The organism is Rickettsia bellii RML369-C (assembly GCF_000012385.1).
Lineage (GTDB): Bacteria > Pseudomonadota > Alphaproteobacteria > Rickettsiales > Rickettsiaceae > Rickettsia > Rickettsia bellii.
Genome location: NC_007940.1, coordinates 713,461 through 734,871, shown reverse-complemented (window position 1 = coordinate 734,871; position 21,411 = coordinate 713,461). Strand labels below are relative to the sequence as shown.

Below are 21,411 nucleotides of genomic sequence, written 5' to 3'. Positions count from 1 at the left end.
ATAACATTACTTTTTATTTAGATTAATATTTACAAATTTGTATTTTTGATTTAATTTTTAAGTATCTATTCAATTTATTTTTATTAATAAATATTCACCTAGTTTAAACTCCTAGTTAAGTATACCTTTGATACTTCAAGATTTGGTACGTCAAATTTCGGGATTCGCCTGTGCTCACGTACTTCTGTACGCTGTGCAGGCTCACCTCTTATTTGACTTCCAACTTTTGAAGTATCAAAGGTATACAGTTTCCTCGCTTAAAAATTCAAGCAATTAAAAAATATTACTTATATGCCACAAAAAATAATTCTAAGTGATTCGGAAAAAATTCTCATCGAGGATTTTTTAGATAAAAAAACTTCCGAGGAGATTATAGCGGATTCAGAGCATATCAAAGATAGTTCAAATTTTACCAAAAATAATCCACTAAATAGAAATACCATAATTCGTCTTATAGATCATTACAATGATAAGCATAAAAATAATAAAGCTGCTTTAGAGGAGAGTTTAGACAAATTAGCTGCTTTTGCTGCTGTAACAAAAAGCTTACAAGTTCCTGAGAAACTTAAAGCTTGCGTGGAAGTTTACAAGGAAGGGATCAAATTATCAGAAGTTCAAAAAGAAATCGATAACAGTGAGAAATTACAAAAATTTACTAAAGCTTTTGAGAGTCATGTTAACACAACAACTAGAAAAGAAAATAAAGCTGATGATACAAACTGGCAAAATCGTCGTTTTGATTCTTTAAGTAGGTTAATTACACTTAATAGCCAATGTGCTGCAGTATGTTATGATGGTGAAGAAATTTTAGTAGCTTTTAATGAACTAAATTACAAAAGTAAGAGTTCAATACCCAAACAATTAAGGCAACTTTAGACCACACGAAAGAAGTTTTTAACTATCTAAAAACCTATGCTGAATATACGAATTTGCCTCTGGAAAAACAAGATGAATTTGCTGAGAAACATAACCTTGCTGGAAAAAGAGAAAAATTATTTCTTAGAGCTGCACAGCATTATTATGAAAATAATAGCGATCAAACAGATATATTTAAATATATTTATAACGGGGATGAAGAAGATCTTAAGCAGATACGGGATAATATAAAAGATAACTCGGCAATTGCAGCGGCTTTTAGAGCTAAACAAGATTTAATGAAATTAGAAGATGCCTTAACTCCTGATACTCCTGAGAAAAGAAAGTTCAATGCAGCAATTATTAAAGAATTTGAAAAAGATCCGTCTTATACATTAGTATATGATGGTCCATTAGATAATAAAGGACACGCTGAAATGCGAATTGTCGATTATTTAAGAAAAAGAAGCCGTGATCCTAATAACAAATTAAATGAAAATATATATATAGGATTATCTAAACTCTGTTGTACGAGTTGTGATGTAGCAATAAACAAATCAAATTTAGAATTAAGGGAAGTGATGGTAAAGAACATAAAGTTAATATTGATCCTACTAGAGGAGGACATGGGGAAGGATTTGAATGGTCTATAGTAAATACCATAAAAGATGATGAAGTCAAATTAGAAGCTTTTCTTGGTAAGGATGCATATGAAATTTATAAATCACTAAAGCCAGAAGAGGCAAATACAGCACTTTACGGTATAGTAAGACATATAGCAGAAAATAAATTAAAAGTGAATGGTGCAAAAGTAGAATTAATACAAAAAGAAGATCCAACCGCACCTTTTCATGAGAAACCAAAATTTGCCATGCAATACGCATATAATTCTGCAAGTGAACCGGAAGATAATCTAAAAAGAAATAACCTAACTAAAAAAGCAAAAAATCCCACTTCCTCGCTTATTCCTAAAGCACCTACTACAGCAGAGTATGAAGAACTCGAGAAAAAGTTAGCAGAACTCAATGCTAAACTTCAAATTAAAGACCAAGAAATTGAGAATTTACAAAGTAAACTTACAATTTCTGAAAATAAGAGAAAAAATGTTGATATAGATGTTAATAATAACGATACAACAAATAAAAAACCTAGAACTAGCGATTTACTAGATCAAAGTTTAGATAATGATATTGGATCACCATTATTAGATAATCAGAGTAAGACACAAACACAAAATTTAAAAATTTCACCTGAATTAAGTCCATATAATTCACCTCAACAAGATAATGAGGAAATGTTTTTTCCAGGACCTGATGCTAGTACTCAACAAATACTGGATTTTGATCCAATCAAATATTTACAAAGCTCAAATAAAAACAACAATGCTAATAAAATCACTACTTCTAAAGATGAAGAAGAAGATTTAGGTTATGAAAGTGAAGTACCCCATACAAAAGGTCCAATTTCACCTAGTGCAGCACAAATTGATGAACTTTCTCCTTCGTCTTCACCTCACATTCCATTTTCTTTTGATTCTGATAGTAATCTTACTCAAGCTGAGAAAAAACACCTTGTTAATTTATTACAAACAGAACTTGATGGTAATAATAAATATGATTTAACCGAGCGTTTAGCTGCTGAAAATAGTAACCAAGAACTGTTAAACAAGCTTGACAGAGAAGCAGTAATTACGGCAAACATCAATATAAAAGCAATAGATGCTCAAAAGTCAGCAGAAGCCGGTAAAGTAGAAGTAAGAGGTGAGAAAAATCATTTAACAGATCACAAAGATAATACCCAAACATTAATTGATGAAATTCAAAAAGGAGTAATTGATAAAAACACTGTTATAGCGATTGAGCGTAAGCAATACGGTGATAATCTGAGCATGAAAGATGTAATAAAATTAGCAAGTATATTAGAACATAATGAAAAGAATCCTAATAATCCTATAACATTACCTAAAGAGCTAGAAAATACTCCCATACTCCAAGATGCAATTTTATATAAAACAGCTAAAGAACATGGTGTTAAGGTTATAAGCCTAGAGGGAAAAAACCTAGAGCATGGTAAGGCTTCTGAACTACAAAATGAAAACCGAGAACAATATATGACAAGCGTTATTAGTGAAATTCGTAGTAAAGGATATAATGTAATTGCTAATGTTGGCTCTAGCCATGAAGAAAATCTAAAGAAAGCCTTAGAAAATCAGCAAAAAGATAATGTCGGATTTAACCATATACCTAGAAAACTAAACCAAGAAGCTATAACTAATGAAGTATTACAAAAAGCTTTAGCAATTGCAAAAGCAATTCCAGTAAAAATGATTAGTATAAACTCAAGAGAGGGCAACAATATTTTACCACAACAATCTTTAACAAAAACCCAGCTAAAAAGATCTAGCCAAATTAGATAATAAAAGAAAGATCGTGCTGACCATTCCGACATCAATATCGGAATAGTCTTGACTAATCCGATATAGGGCTATAAAATAGTTATAAATTTATGTAGCTATAAAAATGGAAAGATTATATCAAAAAGAAGTAGAAGAATATTTAACTAATTATGGCAAATTAGTATTTATTAGTGGACCAAGACAAGTTGGAAAGACTACTATATCAAAACAATCTATTAAGAATAATGTTAATTCAGTTTATTTAAATTGGGATTATTTAGAAGATCGACAACAAATTTTAAATAAACACAACGAAACTTTTGAAAAATTGCTTTTAATTAAGGCTAATAATAAGCCAAGAATTATATTAGACGAAATCCATAAATTTAAAGATTGGAAAAATTTAGTAAAAGGATTTTACGATAAATTTGGTGATAGTATAGAATTTATTATCACTGGCAGTGCCAAACTAAATATATATAAAAAGGGTGGCGATAGTTTAATGGGTCGTTATATTAATTTAACAGTACACCCATTATCCGTAGCTGAAATTTCTAAAAATTTTAGTGATAACATTGAATATATCGCAAACCCTAAAAATATTAGAAAAGATGAGTTTGACGCGTTAATAAATTTTGGTGGGTTTGCAGAAGTCTACTTAAAAGGCACTACAAGATTTCATAGAATATGGAGTAAACAAAGATTTGAACAGCTATTTAGAGAAGATGTTAGAAATACTGAAGACATCAATAATATTTATACTTTAGAATTGCTCGCAACCATCATAAATGAACAAGTTGGAGCATTAACAAACTATACAAATTTAGCCAATAAAGTTAGAGCTTCTGACCAAACTATAAGAAGATGGCTCTCTTTATTAGAAAAACATTATTATTGTTTCTCTATAAGACCTTGGGCTAAAAATGTTGTACGAAGCTTAATAAAAGAACCTAAATATTATCTTTGGGACTGGTCACAGATCAAAGATTCAGGAGCAAAATTTGAAAATTTAATAGCATCTCATCTTTTAAAAGCTGTATATTTTTGGAATGAATCAGGACTTGGCGATTTTAGCTTATGTTATTTACGTGATAAACAAAAACAAGAAGTAGATTTTGTAATAATAAAAGATGATAAACCTTGGATTTTAGTAGAAGCTAAAGTAAGCGACTTATCTATTTCTCCAAGTTTAAAATATTTTCATGAATTACTTAAGCCTGAATTTAGTTTTCAAGTAGTTCAAAATAAACAAGCTATTGATAGCTCTTGTTTTGATAAACCAGGTTTATGGATAGTGCCAGCGATTACTTTTCTATCACAGCTTAAGTAGATATATACCCCTAATAAATGAAGAGTTGGATAGACGAAGTTTAATTTGGAAAAGAGCAAGGCGCCTCGGAGTCTTTTGACCGCAGCGTATACTTAATACGTGAGGATCAAAAGCGAGAAGCAACTTAGCCAATTTTTCAAATTAAACGAGTATGCTATACCTTAACGGGCATGACGACAAATATATCCTTAGGGCTTTCAGGGAATTTAATAAGTACAGGAGCTGAAACGCTTGAGAAATATAGCTCTACTAAATCTGATTTTATAGCCTTTAGAACATCTTCTAAATATTGCGGATTGAAACCTATATCTAAATTAGTTTCACCGCTATACTCGTAAAAATTTTCTGTCTCTTTTGAAGAATTAATAACTTCTTTTGCATTTCCTCGTGCTTCCCCTATTGCACTGATCTCTAGAGCTTCACCGGATAGTGATAGTTTCACAGCTCTGAACTTTTCAACTGTTATTATCGCTATTCGCTCGATAGTATCGGCAAATATTTTGCGGTTAATTACTAGTTTTGAGCTGCTATTTTCTGGAATAAAGCTACTGTAATCAGGGAAAGTACCATCAATCAGCTTTGAGAGCATAATAACATTTTCATTGCATATGAACTTAATTTTGTTACTACTTAAAAGTATTTCTATATCCGCATTTGCATTTTTAGAATCTTTTACTATCTTTAAAATCTCTTCAGCACTCTTTTGCGGCAATATAACACCGAAATCCTCTATTTTTTCAGCTAGCACTACAGATGAAACAGAAAGTCTATGCCCATCAGTACTTGCAGCATAAAACTCGCTATCTTTTACATGCAAATAAATGCCGTTTAGATTATAACGAGTTTCATCTAAAGAAACCGAAAATTTTGTTGATTCGATTATTTTAGCAAACTCGGCACAAGAAATTTTAAAGCTAGCTTCTGGATTAATATTATCCATCACAGGAAAAGACTCTACTGGCAGAGTAAATAAATTAAAGCGACAATTTTTTCCTGTTATTTCAAGCCCTGTAGTACCTAAATCAGTTAGGGTAAGCTCTGAATCAGGAAGCTTTTTCACTATATCATTTAAAGTTTTAGTGGAGACAGTAAGCTCACCCTCACTTACTACTTGCACTCCTATTTTTTGGCTTAAATATAAGTCCATATTGGTAGAGCTAAGCTCTAACAGCCCATCCTTTGCCAATAATTTAATATTTGCAAGCTCGGATATTATATTACGTTTTTCAACAACAGAACTTGCAAAACCAAGTGCTTGAACTAATGTTTTTGTCTCAACTATTACCTTTAACATATTGTTATTCTCTTAATGTTCCTTGAAATTTCTGTTCAATATTAGCAATTAAATCTTTGCTGAATGAATTTAAATCATCTTCATTTAAAGTGCGATCATCAGCTTGAAGCCCTACTCTAATTGCAATAGACTTTTTACCTGAAGGTAATTTATCACCGCTATAAATATCAAATAATATAACTGATTTGACAAGCTTTTTATTAAAATTATTTATGTATGATATTATTTCACCAACTGGTTGATCACGAGCTATAATAAATGCGTAATCTCTAAAATTAGCTTGGTAATCAGATATTATAAACTCGTCTCTCTTGCCAAATTTAGCTTTAGGTGCAGGTAAATTTGTTATATTTAGCTCAAACGCAAACACTTCCTCTTTAATATCATAATGCTTTAATATTTTAGGATGTATCTGCCCAAAGTGACCTAGTAGATTTTTTCCTAGAGCTAGATTTACTGACCTAGTCGGATGATAATACAAAGGTGTAGCCTGATTTGATACAATACACTTCTCTATAGATAAACCGGCATAATCAAAAACAGTTTCTAGATCACTTTTAAGGTCAAAAATATCATAGCTACGCCCTATCGAGTGAGGATTTTTACTATTATATGAACCAGTTAAAATTGCCGTTAAATAGGTTGCTTCCGTATTTAACCCTATAAAATTTGGACCAACTTCAAAAAAAGCCATATCTTTTATAGAACGTGCAAGATTTTTTCGAACTATATCAAGTAAATTCGGCACGATAGTAGGACGCATATAATTATCCTCAACGCTTATAGGATTGAGCAAAAATAGCTCATCTTTTAGCTCGGTAAATAACTTAGCATCCTTGCTATTCATAAACGAGTTGGTAACTACCTCGTCATAACCTTTACTTGCAAGTATCCTTTTAAAGCTTGAGATTCTTTTATGTTCTCTTAAACGGTTATTATCCTGCTCTAATTCCGGTAGTTTTATGCTCTCTATCTTATCATAACCATAAATACGGGTTATTTCTTCTACAACATCCTCTAAAATATTTATATCATGACGCCATGATGGAGGAGTTATTTTTATTACATCTTTTTCGGTATCGGTAGCAAATCCAAGTTTATTTAATATAGCTTCTATCCCTTTGATATTTAACCCTTTGACATAACTTGCTTCTAAAGGTAATTTGGGTGTCAATCCGGTACTCGCATCCTCACGTACTTCTTTGTACGCTGCGATGCTGTGTTCCGTGTTTCCTACAAATTCTCCTTTATTAGCTTCGTTATGTAGTAAAATGGTTAATTTAATTCCAGTGATTTTTTCTAGATAACCTGCTGGAAAATCCAACGTTTTTTTTGCAGGTTCTTTTTCCCCAGATATTAGTATTTCTGATACTTCACCACCATCACATATTGATAAAATAAGATCAGTTGCTATATTTAAAGCTTTTTCGGTAAAGTTTCTATCAATATTACGCTCAAAGCGATATCTAGAGTCAGTATCGATTTGTAGCCGCCTACCGCTCGCTGCAACCATCTTAGCATTAAAACAAGCAGCTTCTAGCAATATATTCATCGTATTACTATCGCAGCTACTACTAATCCCGCCAATAATACCAGCTAAAGCTTGCACGCCATTTTCATCTTTTATAACTAGATCACTTTTATTAAGTAGATATTTTTTATCGTTCAAGGCGTGAAATCCCCTATTGTCATCCCGTGGCTTGACCACGGGATCTTGTATAACAGATTCTTCTCCTGAGATCCCGCAGTCAAGCCGCGGGATGACATTTTCCTCGCAATGACGATCTACAACAATCCCCCCCCCTATCTTATCCGCATCGTAAGCATGCATTGGTTGACCGAAGCTATAGGACATATAATTTGTCACATCAACTATGCTTGATATAGGCTTTACACCAATATTTTTAAGCAATTTCTGAAGCCAGTCAGGACTTGGTTTATTTTTTAAATTTCGTATTTCTCTGAACGTAAATAACGGGCAAGCTTCTTTATCTTTTATATTAAGCTTTACTTTAGAGCTAAATGTACTTTTTACCGCAGGAATTTCTAACTCTTTAAGCGTTCCGATTCCTTTTGCCGATAAATCTCTTGCAATGCCGTAAACCGATAGTGCATCCCCACGATTAGGGGTAACATTAATAACAAATACCGGATCATCTAAACCGTAATATTTGGTGAAAGGTTCACCGACAACAGCATCTTCAGGTAATTCTATGATCCCTTCCGATTCAGAAGCTAAGAATAACTCTTCTTCAGAACAAAGCATACCGCAACTTTTTTCCCCTCTAATGTTAGATTCCTTAATCTTGAATTTGCCGTTTGGGATTTCTACGCCGATATTAGCCAGCACTACTTTAATACCAGCTCTTGCATTGCTTGCACCACAAACTATTTGCAAATTGCCGTTCTTAGTTTCAACTTCACAAATCTTTAATTTATCGGCTGACGGGTGGGGTTTAGTGCTTACTATATAGGCTACTTCAAATTTTTGTAAATCTGCCGCTTTGTCAATTATTTCTTCTACTTCAAGCCCAATGGCGGTTAGGCTTTCGGCAATTTCAGTAACCGAAGCTGATGTATCTAAAAACTGTTTTAACCATGATAAGGTAAATTTCATTTCGTAAGCCCTCCTGCTAAATTTGGTATATCAAAGCTTGAGAAGCTATAATGTTTCAGCCAACGCATATCACCTTCAAAAAATTGTCTTAAATCTTTAATATTATATTTCAGCATTGCAAAACGCTCTACTCCAAGTCCGAAAGCAAAGCCTTGGTACTGGCTATTATCAATGCCGACATTTTTAAGCACGTTCGGATGAACCATCCCGCAGCCCAAAACCTCAAGCCATTTATCGGTTTTGCTCATCCGGATATCAACTTCGGCTGAAGGTTCAGTAAATGGGAAAAAGCTTGGTCTAAAACGTAGTTCAATATTCGAGTTTTCAAAAAAGCATCTTATAAACTCTGTGATGACATATTTTAAATGTCCCATATTAATATCTTTATCGATAACAAGCCCCTCTATTTGGTGAAACATCGGTGTATGAGTCATGTCAGAATCCGATCTATAAGTCCTACCTGGGGCTATAAACCTAAAAGGCGGTTTGCCATTTTTCATTGCTCTAATTTGCACTGTGGAGGTATGAGTACGAAGTAACATAGGCTTATCGTTTTCTTGACCTTTTAAATAAAAAGTATCATGCATTTGCCTTGCAGGATGGTCATCCTCAAAATTAAGAGCAGTAAAATTATGGAAATCATTTTCAATGTTTGGACCATCTTCTATCGAGAAACCAAATTTAGCAAATACTTGAATTAATTCTTCCATGCATTGAGTGATTGGGTGAATTGAACCTTGCTTATATCTTCTTGCTGGTAAGCTTAAATCAATTTTATCGCTAGAGAGCTTAAGGTTTAATTCCTCTTCTTCCAGAATTTCTTCTTTGGCTTTTATTATATTCTGTATTTCTTCTTTTAACTTATTGATTTTTAAGCCAAATTCTTTGCGATCCTGCTCACTTAAAGAACCTAATTTTTTAAGCTCGTTAGTAACTATGCCGTTTTTACCTAAAAACTCTACTTTATATTCTTGTAAAACTTTTAGACTTTGAACTAACAAAATCTTCTCTTCCGCTAGCCTTAATATTGTTTCTATATTATCCATGATTCTTTTTGTCTTATGTTAATACTGTCATCCCGTGGCTTGTCCACGGGATCCAGTTAAAAATACAAATATAAAAAGCTCGATTGCTCTCGCTTTATGCTAGATCCCGTGGACAAGCCACGATGACATCAAGCCTTAAATTAATACCCATGCATCTGCCGCGGTATGACACAAATCTTAAACTAACACACATTTCATATACCTATCTTCTACCCCCACCAATTTCGCTTTAAATATCTGCCCTATTTCTAGTGGTTCGTCTAGCTTTACCGGTATAAAATTCTCAGTATGGGCTGTGTTATTATTCTCTACCAACAATTCTACTTTCTGCCCTATATGCTTCTTGAAAAACTCAGCTAATTGCCTCTGCCCTTCCTGTCTTAAAATCTCTGCTCTTTCTTTTCTAATAGCTTTCGGTACTTGTGGCATACGAGCCGCCGGTGTTCCCTCACGCTCCGAATACGGAAAAACATGTAAATATTGCAGCTCCGCTTCTGCAATTAATTTTCTTGTGTTTTCAAACATTTCAGGGGTTTCCGTTGGAAAGCCCGCTATAATGTCAGCTCCAAATGATACTTCAGGTCTAATTGCTCGCAGCTTATTACAAAACTCGATTATTTCAGCTCTATTATGCCGTCTTTTCATCCGCTTTAATATCATATCATCACCTGCTTGTAAACTAATATGAAAATGAGGCATTATCCTTTCATTATAGGCTAAAAGCTCAAAAAGCTCATCGTCTATTTCAGCAACATCTATCGAAGACAAACGAAGCCTTTTTAACTCAGGCACTAGATTCAAAACTCGTTTAATCATTTGAGCAAAAGTTGGGCTTCCGGGCAAATCACCACCATAAGCCGTAACATCAACGCCAGTAAAAACCACTTCCTTAAAGCCGTTTAATACTAAATGCTTCACTTGTTCGGCTATAGCTCCGATCGCTATTGACCTGTTTCTACCTCTACCATAGGGAATTATGCAAAAAGTACAATTATGATCACAACCATTTTGCACTTGAATAAAAGCTCGAGATTTGCCATCAAAACTACTAATTAGATGGTTTGCGGTCTCTTTCACCGACATTATATCGTTAACGACTATTTTTTCATCATTAATTTGGTAGTGACTTGGCAGCAGTTTTTCCTCATTACCTATAACCTTGTCAACTTCCGGCATATCGCCATACATTTTAGGATTAGTTTGAGCACTACAACCAGTGACGATAATTTTTAAATCAGGATTATTTTTTTTAGCGGCACGAATAGCCCCTCGTGCTTGTTTTTCAGCAGATTTAGTTACTGCACAAGTATTAAATACTGCAACATTATCAAGCCCTGAAGCTGCAAGATTTTTTCTTATTATCTCACTTTCATATATATTAAGGCGGCAGCCAAATGTTACTATTTCTTGCTTCAAATTACTCACAATAATACATTCCTTTAGCTACTAAACTAGCAGGTCCTTGCATTATTATATTACCATTTTCCTCTTTCATAATAAGGCTACCATGTTTAAATACCACCTCACATGGTGAGTGAATAAAACCGAGCTTTAAACCAGCAGCAAAGCTACCGCAAGCTCCACTACCACAAGCAAGAGTTAAACCGGATCCACGCTCCCAAACCGATAAGTAAATTTTATTATCTCTAACCTCAGCGAAATTAACATTAACACCATCGGCAAATAATGCTTTATCCTGTAATTTCTCACCGACAATTTTTTGATCTTGTAGCTCTAGCTTACTAAAAATAACTAAATGCGGATTACCAACATCAACACAAATTGTTTCTTTCAAATCAATCATATAACGCTCAGCAAACTCCCAAATTTTATCACGACTCGGCATCCAAGATTCATTAAAACTAACACCACCTACATTAACGCTAATATTATTTTCATCTATAACATGACACAGCAATTTTTTATTACCTACTACTACAGTAATATCTTTTTTACCTGTATCAAGATAGATCAATTTTGCTAAACATCTCGTAGCATTACCGCATAATTTAGCACTAGAACCATCAATATTATAGATAATCATTTCGTAAGAATCATTTTGTTCTTCGTAAATAATAAATTGATCGCATCCAATACCTAAATGACGTTTTGCCATACTCTTTGCCAGTTGTGATAAATCGTATGTACCAGTTAAATCTTTCTTGTTAATAATAACGAAATCATTACCAAGCCCATGCATTTTTACAAAGTTAATCTTACTACTCATAATGTAATTCTAATATTTAAGATTGTATTATAGCAAATTTCTTGGAATTTAGTAAATAAATAAGTATATAATATTTTATCAATAACAAACTTAATAAAAAAGAAATGAAGATACTAAATATTATGCTAAGCCGTGATCTTGGTGGCATACAGCAAGCATTTTTAGATTACAGCAATGCTTTGAAAATGCAGAATATTGAGGTAATAAATGTTACCTCCTACAAGGCAAAAATAAATTCTTTTATATCTAGCAATTTTAAGCTCCCTAATTTATTACCTTTTGATTTAATTTCAGTTCTTGTTCTGAAATATATAATCTATAAAACTAAGCCTGATATTATTATAGCTCATGGCAATAGAGCAATAAATTTTAGTAAACTTGCTAAAACATCTAATATTAGATTAATTGGAATTGCTCATAACTATAGTCTAAAGGGATTGCGTAAATGTGATTTTGTTATTGCCCTAACGCATCATATGAAAGAGCATTTATTGAAAAATAACTTTTCTGAATCTAAAATATTTATCCTGCCAAATATGATAAATATAACCAAAGAATTTACCCCTAATAAATCATATAAAAAACCGGTGGTAATTGGCGTATTAGCAAGGTTCGTAGCTAAAAAAGGTGTTGATGTTTTTATCAATAGCATCAAAATTTTACAAGACAAAAACTATAAAATTCAAGCAGTTATAGGTGGTAATGGAGAGGAACAAGATAACATAACTGCTTTAGTAAATAAGCTTAATTTACAAAATAAAATATCATTTACAGGATGGGTTAATGACAAAGATAAATTCTTTGAGCAAACTGATATTTTTTGCCTCCCATCACTACATGAACCGTTTGGGATCATATTACTTGAGGCAATGGAGAATAGCCTACCTATAGTTAGTACAGATACCGAAGGTCCTAGCGAAATCTTAAAACATATGCAAGACGGGCTAATTTGCAAAGCCGACTCCCCAAAAGATTTAGCCGAAAAAATTGCGTATCTAATAGACAATCCACAAAAAGCAACAGAACTTTCCCAAAAAGCTTATCTAAAACTAACTCAAACCTATAATATTACAGTTATTTCAGAGAAGTTAGTAACATTATTACATAGTTTAAAAATAGTTAGTTGAAAAAAGATTGCAGTATGTTGACATAATAGTTTAAAGAATCATAATTAAAATTAAGTAATATTAATTTATTTTAATGTATATACTCATTAAACTTCAAAAATTGGCTACGTCGTTTTACAAGAATGTTATAATTCTATCACTTCTACTACTATGCAGCTGTAAAGCAACACATGATAATCCCCCTAACCTACCATTACACCTAATAGTTGGAATAATTATTCATTAGCATCTCAAAATAACCAGATTTCTAAATGGTGGTTACAATTTAACGATCCGGTACTTAATAACTTAATTGAGGAATCTTTAGCTAATAACTCTGATATTGAACTTGCAATGAGTAATATAGCGATAGCAACAGCTCAATATAACCTTGTTAATTCTTATAGATTTCCGCAGATTAATCTACAAGGTAGCGTAAACCGTACAAAGACCAGTAAACAATTAAAACAACCAAATCAGCCAAAAATTTCTAATAATTTTGGGCTTGGTAGTGTACTTAATTACGAAATAGATTTATGGGGGCTAGCTGCTAATGCTAGTGAGTCAGCACGTAGAACTTTATTAGCAAGCGAATATAGCAAGGAGGCAGTACGGCTAACAGTTATAAGTAATGTGACTATCAGCTATTTTAATATTCTAGCATTAGATAAACAAATATATCTAACCAAGCGACTAATAGAAACTCAAACCGAAATCTATAAGCTTACTCAAAAGCTATACGATCTTGGTGTAGGCGATTTAATATCAGTTAGTGAAGCTGCTTCCGAGCTTGCTCTTACCAACTCTTCCCTTCCGCCTTTAGTACAACAAAGACAAGAGCAAGAAACAGCTTTAAAAATTCTACTAGGTTGCTCCCCTGAAAATATAGTAAATGGCTTAGTTTATCGTGATAAGCCTATAGATTATTTCCCTACTACGCCTGTATTACCATCAATATTACCGTCAGAGCTTTTAGAGCAAAGACCGGATATTAAGGCAGCAGAGCAGAATTTATTTGCAGCTGATAGTAATTTAAGAGCAGTGAAAGCAACTTATTTTCCGCAGATTTCTTTAACAGGTTTATTAGGTTTTGGCAGTAATAAGTTAAATACTCTATTTGGTAGCTCAGCTGAGATTTGGCAAGTAGGTGGTACTATAGCTGGTCCTATCTTTGATTTCGGTAAAACTAGGGCTAATGTAGAGGTTGCGGAAAGTACTAAACAACAATATATAGCTATATATAAAGCAACTGTGCGTACAGCTTTTGGTGAGGTTATGGACGCTTTATCGCTTGAGCAAACAGCGAGTAATAATTTTCGTATTTGGCAACAAAATGAAACAGCTTTAACATCCATTTTTAAATTGGCAAATCAACGTTATAAACATGGTAATATAGATTATTTAACAGTACTTACCGCTAAACAGAATATGTTACAGAACGAAATAGATGGAGTTTCTATTAAGCTTTCACAGTTAAGTAGTATGGTTAATGTCTTCCATGCGTTGGGTGGAAACTGGTAAAACTCTTTCATTCCGAGAGCTAATGATGTTAATTGTCATCCCGTGGCTACTTTGTTGCGTAGATCAAAAAACGTTCTCGGTGTTATCCCGTGGCTTGTCCACGGGATCCAGAAAATAATAAAAAACACTAATTTTATTAGTATTTTTTAGCTGGATCCCGTGAATAAATCACGGGATGACAGGGGAAAATGATCCACGCAACAATGCCGCCACGGGATGACAAAAGTGGAGCCAATCTATGCAAGAATGACAATAAAAATAGAACAAACAAATAATAAAAACATGCTTAAAATAATAATGCGGAATTTAGTATTAACGATATTAGCAATATTACTTATAATATTAATGATTTGGTTAGTAATACATCGAAACAAGAAAAATAACTTAAGCACTATAGCAGCACCGGTTGAAGTAACAAAAGTTATTAGAAAAGATGCACCATTATATTATAGAGCTTGCGGGTAATGCCGAAACTTATCAAACTGCAGATATTAAGTCACAAGTTACTGGTCAAATATTAAGCGTGAATTTTGATGACGGGCAGGAAGTAAAGGCAGATGATTTATTATATGAAATTGATCCTCGTCCATTTCAAAATCAATTACAGCAAGCAGAAGCAAGCTTATTAAGCGATACATATAACCTTGAAAATGCTATTAAAGAAGAAGCAAGATATAGAAATTTATATCAAGAAAAGGCTGTATCGGAAGAGCAATATTTACAGATGCTTACTAATATGAACGTGCTTAAAGCTGCTGTTGAACGTGATAAGGCTGTTATTGCCGATGCAAATTTACAGATTGAATATTCAAAAATAGTAGCACCTTTTGACGGCAAGCTTAGCGAAAGCAACGTAGATATAGGAAATCTAGCACAAGCAGGCTTAACTACTTTAGTAACTATTAACACTATCTCACCTATTTATGTTAGTTTTCCTGTACCGGAAGAACATCTAAATAAAATCAATAAATCTCAGAAAAATTCTGATTTATCATTAATAGTTAAAACTTCGAGTGGTCAAGAAGTTACAGACGGAGAGATTGTATTTATTGACAACACAATTGACTCTAATAGCGGTACTATCAAACTTAAAGCAACCCTACCTAATAAAGATGAAATATTATGCCCGGGTCAATTTGTCCGTGTTTCCCTAAGCGTATATACAGAAAAAGATGCTTTGGTTGTTCCATCTAAAGCAATACAAACCAATGATCAAGGACCATATATATTTATTGTTGATAAAGATAATAAAGCAGTAATTAGAAATATAGAAATAGCTTTTTCTAATGATGATTTTGTCGTTATTAAAAATGGCGTAGAAGAGGGAGAGATAGTAGTCACCAAGGGGCAATTAAGACTAAATAACGATACGGAAGTCGTAATTAAAGAGAGTGAATAGTTGTCATCCCGTGGCTTGGGAACTAGATCCAGCATAAAGCGAGATAAATCGAGCTTTTTGTATTTGTAACTTTTATTACTGGATCCCGTGGACAAGCCACGGGATGACAGAAGCGAGAAATAATTGGGTATTTCAGAAATATTTATTAAACGTCCGGTGCTTGCTACTTTATTCATGGCAACTATTTTGCTATTTGGAATATTTGGCTATAGATTACTGCCAGTAAGCGTACTACCTGATATTGATTTCCCAACAATTCAAGTATCGGTAAGTCTGCCAGGTGCTGACCCAACTACCATGGCTTCATCCGTAGCCTTGCCGCTTGAAAAGCAGTTCTCGACAATATCCAATATTGATTCGATGAGTTCGGTTAATAGTGCCGGCAGTACTCAAATTACGTTACAGTTTGATTTAAGTAGGGATATAGATGCCGCAGCACAGGACGTACAAGCTGCTATATCATCTGCTGCTAAACAATTACCGAATGACTTACCAACTCCCCCATCATATCGCAAAGTAAATCCGGCTGATGCCCCAATATTCTACATATCTCTAACGTCAGATACTCTACCCTTATATACTGTCGATTATTACGCTGAAACTATTATGGCTGAACGTTTATCGATGTTACCGGGCGTTGCACAAGTACAAGTATATGGCTCACAGCAATATGCGGTACGTGTGCAGGTTGATCCCGTTAAGATGGCAGCAAATAATATAGGACTTGATCAGGTATCTAGTATAATTAGTAGCAGTAACGTTAATTTACCAACTGGAGCTTTATACGGCAAGGATATTTACTCAAGCATTCAAGCTCCCGGGCAGCTACAAAATGCTAAAGAATATAATGATTTAATATTAACTTATCGTAATGGTAGCCCGCTTTTTCTTAAAAATATTGGGAAAGCTATCGATAGCGTCGCTAATAACAAAATAGCAGCATGGTATAGAGATAAGCCGGGGATAATTCTTGCTATACAAAAACAACCCGACACTAATACTATTGAGATAGTAGATGGCATAAAAGAAGTATTGCCATTACTACGTAGACAAATCCCTGAAGGGGTTAACATAAATATCATGTTTGATAGATCAATTTCTATCAGAGAATCAGTAAATGATGCTAATTTTACCATGATCTTAGCTTTAATATTAGTGGTACTTGCAATATTTCTTTTTTTACATAATTTTAGATCGGTGATTATCCCAACTATCGCCCTACCCTTATCTATAGTTGGTACTTTTGCTTTTATGTATCTCTTCGGATTTAGTATAGATAACATGTCCTTGATGGCTCTAACACTTGCTATGGGGTTTGTGGTAGACGACGCAATAGTAGTGCTTGAAAATATTACAAGGCATATAGAAGCAGGTCAGAATAAAATCCAAGCTTGTATTAATGGAACTAAGGAAATCGGATTTACTATTGTTTCAATGACCTTGTCATTAACTGCTGTATTCATTCCAATATTATTTATGAGCGGTATTTTAGGGAAATTACTGCACGAACTCGCTGTTGTAATCACTACTGCTATCCTGCTTTCAGGGGTTATTTCAATCACTGTTACCCCAATGTTGTGTAATGTGTTTTTGAAGGATGAGAAACACTCTACTGTCATCCCGCAGCTTGACTGCGGGATCTCAGGAGGCATAATATCACAAGCTGCTTCACAAGATACCGTGGTCAAGCCACGGTATGACAAAATTCCCCTTACCGAAAAAGCTTTCGAATATATCAAACAAAAATATAGTAATAGCCTTGAAGTAGTAGCTGAATACTCTAAAACTACTATGCTTGTATTTTTGCTAGTGATTATTGCAACAGCCTATCTTTTCGGATTGGTGCGTAAAGGCTTTATGCCAGATTCCGATACCGGACAAATCTTAATATTTACTGAAGCTGCTCAAACTATTTCCTTTGATGCAATGGTAAAAGAACAACAACAAGTAAGTGACGTATTGCTTAAAAATCCTAATATAGAGTCATTTTTTTCGGCAGTTGGTGTATCAGGTAGAAACTCATCAGTTAATCAAGGTACAATTTTTATCAGCCTAAAACCACGTAACCAACGAGTAGGTGCAGACGAGGTAATTGACCAGTTACGCTCAAAACTAAATCATTTAGTAGGCTTAAAGGTATATATCCAAAATGTGCCGACTATTACTATCGGGGGACAAGCAACAAAAAGCCAATATCAATATACCCTGCAAGGTCTTGATCAAGATGAGCTGTTTGGTTTTTCCCCAAAATTACAGGCAAAACTTGCAGCTACGCCTGGGTTTTTAGACGTAACTTCGGATTTACAAATGTCACAGCCACAAACTTTAGTACAGATTGATAGGTATAAAGCAGCAAAGCTAGGTATATCGGTTGAGCAAATACAAAATGTTTTATATGCTGCTTATGGGGCTGAGCAGATCTCAACATTATATACTCCTACTGCTCAATATGATATTATTTTAGAGTTAGATCCTAAATATCAAACTGATTCATCAATGTTATCCTTAGTTAATATTAATTCTGCAAATAACACTTTAGTCCCTTTAACTACTCTTGCAAAAATTGTTAATAGTGTTGGTCCTTTAAGTATTTCACATTTTGGTCAATTACCATCCGTTACAGTATCATTTAATTTACAAGACGGCTTTTCAATTAGCGATGCCGTTCCAAAAGTTAACGAAGCGGTAAGAGAATTACAAATGCCGGCAACAATTACTGGAAGTTTCCAAGGAACTGCACAAGCTTTCCAGTCTTCTTTCTCTGACCTTGGACTATTATTAGGGCTTGCTGTTATAGTTATTTATATCATTCTTGGTATGCTATATGAGAGTTTTGTACATCCGGTAACGATTCTTTCAGGGCTGCCAACTGCCGTGTTTGGTGCGTTACTTACCTTGCTAATATTTAATAGTGAGCTTGATATGTACGGATTTGTTGGGCTTATTATGTTAATCGGTATCGTTAAGAAAAATGCTATCATGATTATTGACTTTGCCTTAGAACTTGAACGTACTAGCAATAAAAGTTCTAAAGATGTGATTTTAGAAGCTTGCACTATAAGATTTAGACCTATAATGATGACGACCTTAGCGGCGTTAATGGGTGCCATGCCGATAGCTCTTGGGATTGGTAGCACAGGAGCAGAAAGAAGATCACTAGGACTTGCAGTAGTTGGCGGGCTTCTTACTTCACAATTACTAACTCTCTACATCACTCCTATTATTTTCCTATATCTAGAAGCTGGTAAAAGAAAACTCCAATCCGTATCATCTCATGGATAAGTCGGCTTTGGTGGAAACCTTATGCTGTTATCCCGTGGCTTGATCGCAGAATCTAGTTAAAAATACTTGACTTTATACGTCAATGACGTAATAATATTGCTATGGAATATATAGAATCACCATTATTTAGTAAGCTCTTAAATTCATATTTTACAGATGAAGAATATGCAAGTTTTCAATGGCATCTAGCTATGCATCCTAAATCAGGAGACGTTATTCAAGGAAGTGGCGGACTTAGAAAAATTAGGTGGACAGCTAAAGGTAAAGGCAAACGTAGTGGAGTTAGAATTATTTACTATTATAAAGATAAAGAAGATCAAATTTGGCTACTAACCATTTATGCTAAAAATGAAGCTACAAATATCCCAACGTCAATTTTAAAGAAAATTAAGGAGGAACTAGGATTATGAAAGCAAAAAAAAATGCTAATGGTAGAGATATCGGTGCAGAAATTCTACAATCTATTAAAGATATTAAAGCAGGAAAAGGGCTAACTCAAAAAATAGAAACCAAAACTGATATAATAGATATTAGGAAGCATTTACATCTTTCTCAAGTAGATTTTGCAGCTTTAATGCATATTAATGTTAGAACATTGCAAGAATGGGAACAAGGAAGACGTAGACCTAGAGGTCCTGCAATATCTTTACTTAAAATAGCTTCCAAACATCCTGAAATTTTTATTGATTCTAAATTATAACCTCACCAGAACCTAGCTAACTTAAATTCAGGATCTAATATAAAGATAGATAAAATTACTATTATCTCTTTTAAAAACCCTTTTTTCTTGAACATATTTATAATATATTAGATACGTATATTCAAACGTATGAGGACATAATGAAAAAAAATCCAAAAATCTTATTAATAGGAAGCGGTAATATAGGTGGAACGCTTGCTCATTTAATCAGTCTTAAAAACTTAGGTGATATAGTATTATTTGATGTAGCTGAAGGGATTCCACAAGGCAAAGCTCTAGATATAATGCAAGCAAATACCTTAGCAGGTTCTGATATCAAAATTAAAGGCACAAATGACTATAAAGATATTGAAGGGTCAGATGCAATAATTATCACTGCCGGTTTGCCTAGAAAACCTGGCATGAGTAGAGACGATTTAATTAGCGTCAATACTGGTATTATGAAAAGCGTTGCAGAAAATGTTAAAAAATATGCTCCTAATGCTTTTGTAATAGTAATTACCAACCCGCTAGATGTCATGGTTTACGTGATGCTGAAAGAAAGCGGCTTGCCACATAATAAAGTCATTGGTATGGCTGGGGTGCTTGATTCATCAAGGTTTAACTTTTTTCTTGCTGAGGAGTTTAAAGTATCAACTAATAGCGTTAGTAGCATAGTTCTTGGCGGTCACGGTGATGCTATGGTACCGCTTGCTAGATACTCTACTGTGAAAGGCGTACCTATACCTGATTTAGTAAAAATGGGGTTATCAACCAACGAGCGTATCGAAAAAATAATTGACCGCACTAGAAATGGTGGTGGTGAAATCGTGGCACTACTTAAAACAGGATCAGCTTATTATGCTCCTGCTGCTTCTGCTGTAGAAATGCTTGAATCTTATTTACAAGATAAACGACAAATTCTAACCTGTGCGGCTTACTTGCAAGGTGAATATGGCGTAAAAGATTTATATGCTGGTGTACCCATTATTATAGGTAAAAACGGCGTAGAGAAAGTAATCGAGCTGCAATTAACTACCAATGAGCAAGCTTTATTTGATAAGTCAGTAGACGGAGTTAGAAAGCTGATTGAAGCGGTGAAGTAATTTAATTCTTAATTTAAACAATTAGTTAAATGTTTTTAATATTTATTATGGGAAAAATATAAAAAAATTAAATTTTAGCTGCTTTTCGCCTATATTTCTGAATATTTCATTACTTTTAAGAAAAATGTTTTTTAAATACAACAAAAAATATTAAAATTAGTATAACATTAATTATTGATAGTTTTATATGAATGATGTTATTTTCTTATATGAATTAAATATTTAACTAATAGGTGAAGAGGCTAAAATGTCTACAGAAAATTTAAATAAAGTATTAAAGGATGTACAAAACAAAATTTTGAACTCCGGCACTACACAAGATAAATTGACAACAATAGGAACATTACAAAAATCTATTCATCAGAAAGAATTAAAAAATGAGAAATTAACACAAGAAGAAATAGATAATATTTATAAAACTTTAAATATTTTGAAGAAGTCAAGGAACATAATAGAAAAGAAAATATACGCAACCCTCGTATATTAAATAAAAATTATTATAAATTAACCGATCCACGTGATGAGGAGAGAACATATCCCTCAAACCATAAAAA

At 33.6% G+C, this 21,411-nt stretch carries 18 protein-coding genes and 1 pseudogene; 13 read left to right on the top strand and 6 right to left on the bottom strand.

The window, feature by feature from the left end:
• Nucleotides 1-119: 119 nt before the first annotated feature.
• Nucleotides 120-245, bottom strand: a pseudogene (locus RBE_RS07910) (palindromic element RPE5 domain-containing protein); the annotation flags it as partial.
• A gap of 46 nt (nt 246-291) precedes the next feature.
• Here RBE_RS07910 and RBE_RS03450 point away from each other — a divergent pair.
• From RBE_RS03450 to RBE_RS03435, 4 genes are all read left to right on the top strand, one after another.
• The gene (locus RBE_RS03450; RefSeq protein WP_011477329.1) at nt 292-876 is read left to right on the top strand and encodes a hypothetical protein; all 585 of its coding nucleotides are present in this window, start codon (nt 292-294) and stop codon (nt 874-876) included.
• Between the two features lie 53 nt (nt 877-929).
• Nucleotides 930-1,508, top strand: a complete 579-nt coding sequence (locus RBE_RS07545; protein WP_011477328.1) for a hypothetical protein — start codon at nt 930-932, stop codon at nt 1,506-1,508.
• A 143-nt stretch (nt 1,509-1,651) separates the two neighbouring features.
• Nucleotides 1,652-3,271 carry a hypothetical protein gene (locus tag RBE_RS09195; protein ID WP_011477327.1) on the top strand — a complete coding sequence of 540 codons (1,620 nt, stop codon included), beginning with the start codon at nt 1,652-1,654 and terminating at the stop codon, nt 3,269-3,271.
• Nucleotides 3,272-3,374: 103 nt separating this feature from the next.
• Entirely contained in the window at nt 3,375-4,580 is a 1,206-nt protein-coding gene (locus RBE_RS03435) for an ATP-binding protein (protein WP_011477326.1), read from the top strand.
• A gap of 154 nt (nt 4,581-4,734) precedes the next feature.
• Here the strand turns inward: RBE_RS03435 and dnaN are convergent, their stop codons facing one another.
• The 5 genes from dnaN to dapF form a co-directional block, all read right to left on the bottom strand.
• Complete coding sequence (gene dnaN, locus RBE_RS03430) at nt 4,735-5,874, bottom strand: DNA polymerase III subunit beta (protein WP_011477325.1); 1,140 nt, start codon at nt 5,872-5,874, stop codon at nt 4,735-4,737.
• Between the two features lie 4 nt (nt 5,875-5,878).
• On the bottom strand, nt 5,879-8,491 hold the full coding sequence (gene pheT / locus RBE_RS03425; RefSeq protein ID WP_011477324.1) for a phenylalanine--tRNA ligase subunit beta: 2,613 nt from the start codon (nt 8,489-8,491) through the stop codon (nt 5,879-5,881).
• Complete coding sequence (gene pheS, locus RBE_RS03420) at nt 8,488-9,537, bottom strand: phenylalanine--tRNA ligase subunit alpha (protein ID WP_011477323.1); 1,050 nt, start codon at nt 9,535-9,537, stop codon at nt 8,488-8,490. The genes pheT and pheS overlap by 4 nt, the downstream gene beginning before the upstream one ends.
• Before the next feature lie 177 nt (nt 9,538-9,714).
• Nucleotides 9,715-10,965: a tRNA (N(6)-L-threonylcarbamoyladenosine(37)-C(2))-methylthiotransferase MtaB gene (gene mtaB / locus RBE_RS03415; protein ID WP_041804659.1), complete on the bottom strand. Its 1,251-nt coding sequence runs from the start codon at nt 10,963-10,965 to the stop codon at nt 9,715-9,717.
• Nucleotides 10,955-11,764 carry a diaminopimelate epimerase gene (gene dapF / locus RBE_RS03410; protein ID WP_011477321.1) on the bottom strand — a complete coding sequence of 270 codons (810 nt, stop codon included), beginning with the start codon at nt 11,762-11,764 and terminating at the stop codon, nt 10,955-10,957. The genes mtaB and dapF overlap by 11 nt, the downstream gene beginning before the upstream one ends.
• A 104-nt stretch (nt 11,765-11,868) precedes the next feature.
• Here dapF and RBE_RS03405 point away from each other — a divergent pair, with 104 nt between their 5' ends.
• From RBE_RS03405 to RBE_RS08895, 9 genes are all read left to right on the top strand, one after another.
• Nucleotides 11,869-12,891: a glycosyltransferase family 4 protein gene (locus RBE_RS03405; protein ID WP_011477320.1), complete on the top strand. Its 1,023-nt coding sequence runs from the start codon at nt 11,869-11,871 to the stop codon at nt 12,889-12,891.
• A gap of 192 nt (nt 12,892-13,083) precedes the next feature.
• Entirely contained in the window at nt 13,084-14,391 is a 1,308-nt protein-coding gene (locus RBE_RS03400; RefSeq protein WP_228368769.1) for an efflux transporter outer membrane subunit, read from the top strand.
• Between the two features lie 246 nt (nt 14,392-14,637).
• Nucleotides 14,638-14,856: an RND transporter gene (locus RBE_RS09190; RefSeq protein WP_228368759.1), complete on the top strand. Its 219-nt coding sequence runs from the start codon at nt 14,638-14,640 to the stop codon at nt 14,854-14,856.
• Nucleotides 14,825-15,790, top strand: a complete 966-nt coding sequence (locus RBE_RS07895) for an efflux RND transporter periplasmic adaptor subunit (protein ID WP_011477317.1) — start codon at nt 14,825-14,827, stop codon at nt 15,788-15,790. The genes RBE_RS09190 and RBE_RS07895 overlap by 32 nt, the downstream gene beginning before the upstream one ends.
• 123 nt (nt 15,791-15,913) lie before the next feature.
• Nucleotides 15,914-19,072: an efflux RND transporter permease subunit gene (locus RBE_RS03390; RefSeq protein WP_041804657.1), complete on the top strand. Its 3,159-nt coding sequence runs from the start codon at nt 15,914-15,916 to the stop codon at nt 19,070-19,072.
• Between the two features lie 101 nt (nt 19,073-19,173).
• Nucleotides 19,174-19,482 carry a transcriptional regulator gene (locus RBE_RS03385; protein WP_011477315.1) on the top strand — a complete coding sequence of 103 codons (309 nt, stop codon included), beginning with the start codon at nt 19,174-19,176 and terminating at the stop codon, nt 19,480-19,482.
• The gene (locus tag RBE_RS03380) at nt 19,479-19,772 is read left to right on the top strand and encodes a helix-turn-helix domain-containing protein (RefSeq protein ID WP_011477314.1); all 294 of its coding nucleotides are present in this window, start codon (nt 19,479-19,481) and stop codon (nt 19,770-19,772) included. The genes RBE_RS03385 and RBE_RS03380 overlap by 4 nt, the downstream gene beginning before the upstream one ends.
• Before the next feature lie 140 nt (nt 19,773-19,912).
• Nucleotides 19,913-20,857, top strand: coding sequence for a malate dehydrogenase (mdh, locus tag RBE_RS03375; protein ID WP_011477313.1), 945 nt, complete (start codon nt 19,913-19,915; stop codon nt 20,855-20,857).
• Nucleotides 20,858-21,104: 247 nt separating this feature from the next.
• Nucleotides 21,105-21,344, top strand: a complete 240-nt coding sequence (locus RBE_RS08895) for a hypothetical protein (protein WP_012151904.1) — start codon at nt 21,105-21,107, stop codon at nt 21,342-21,344.
• Nucleotides 21,345-21,411 lie beyond the last annotated feature (67 nt).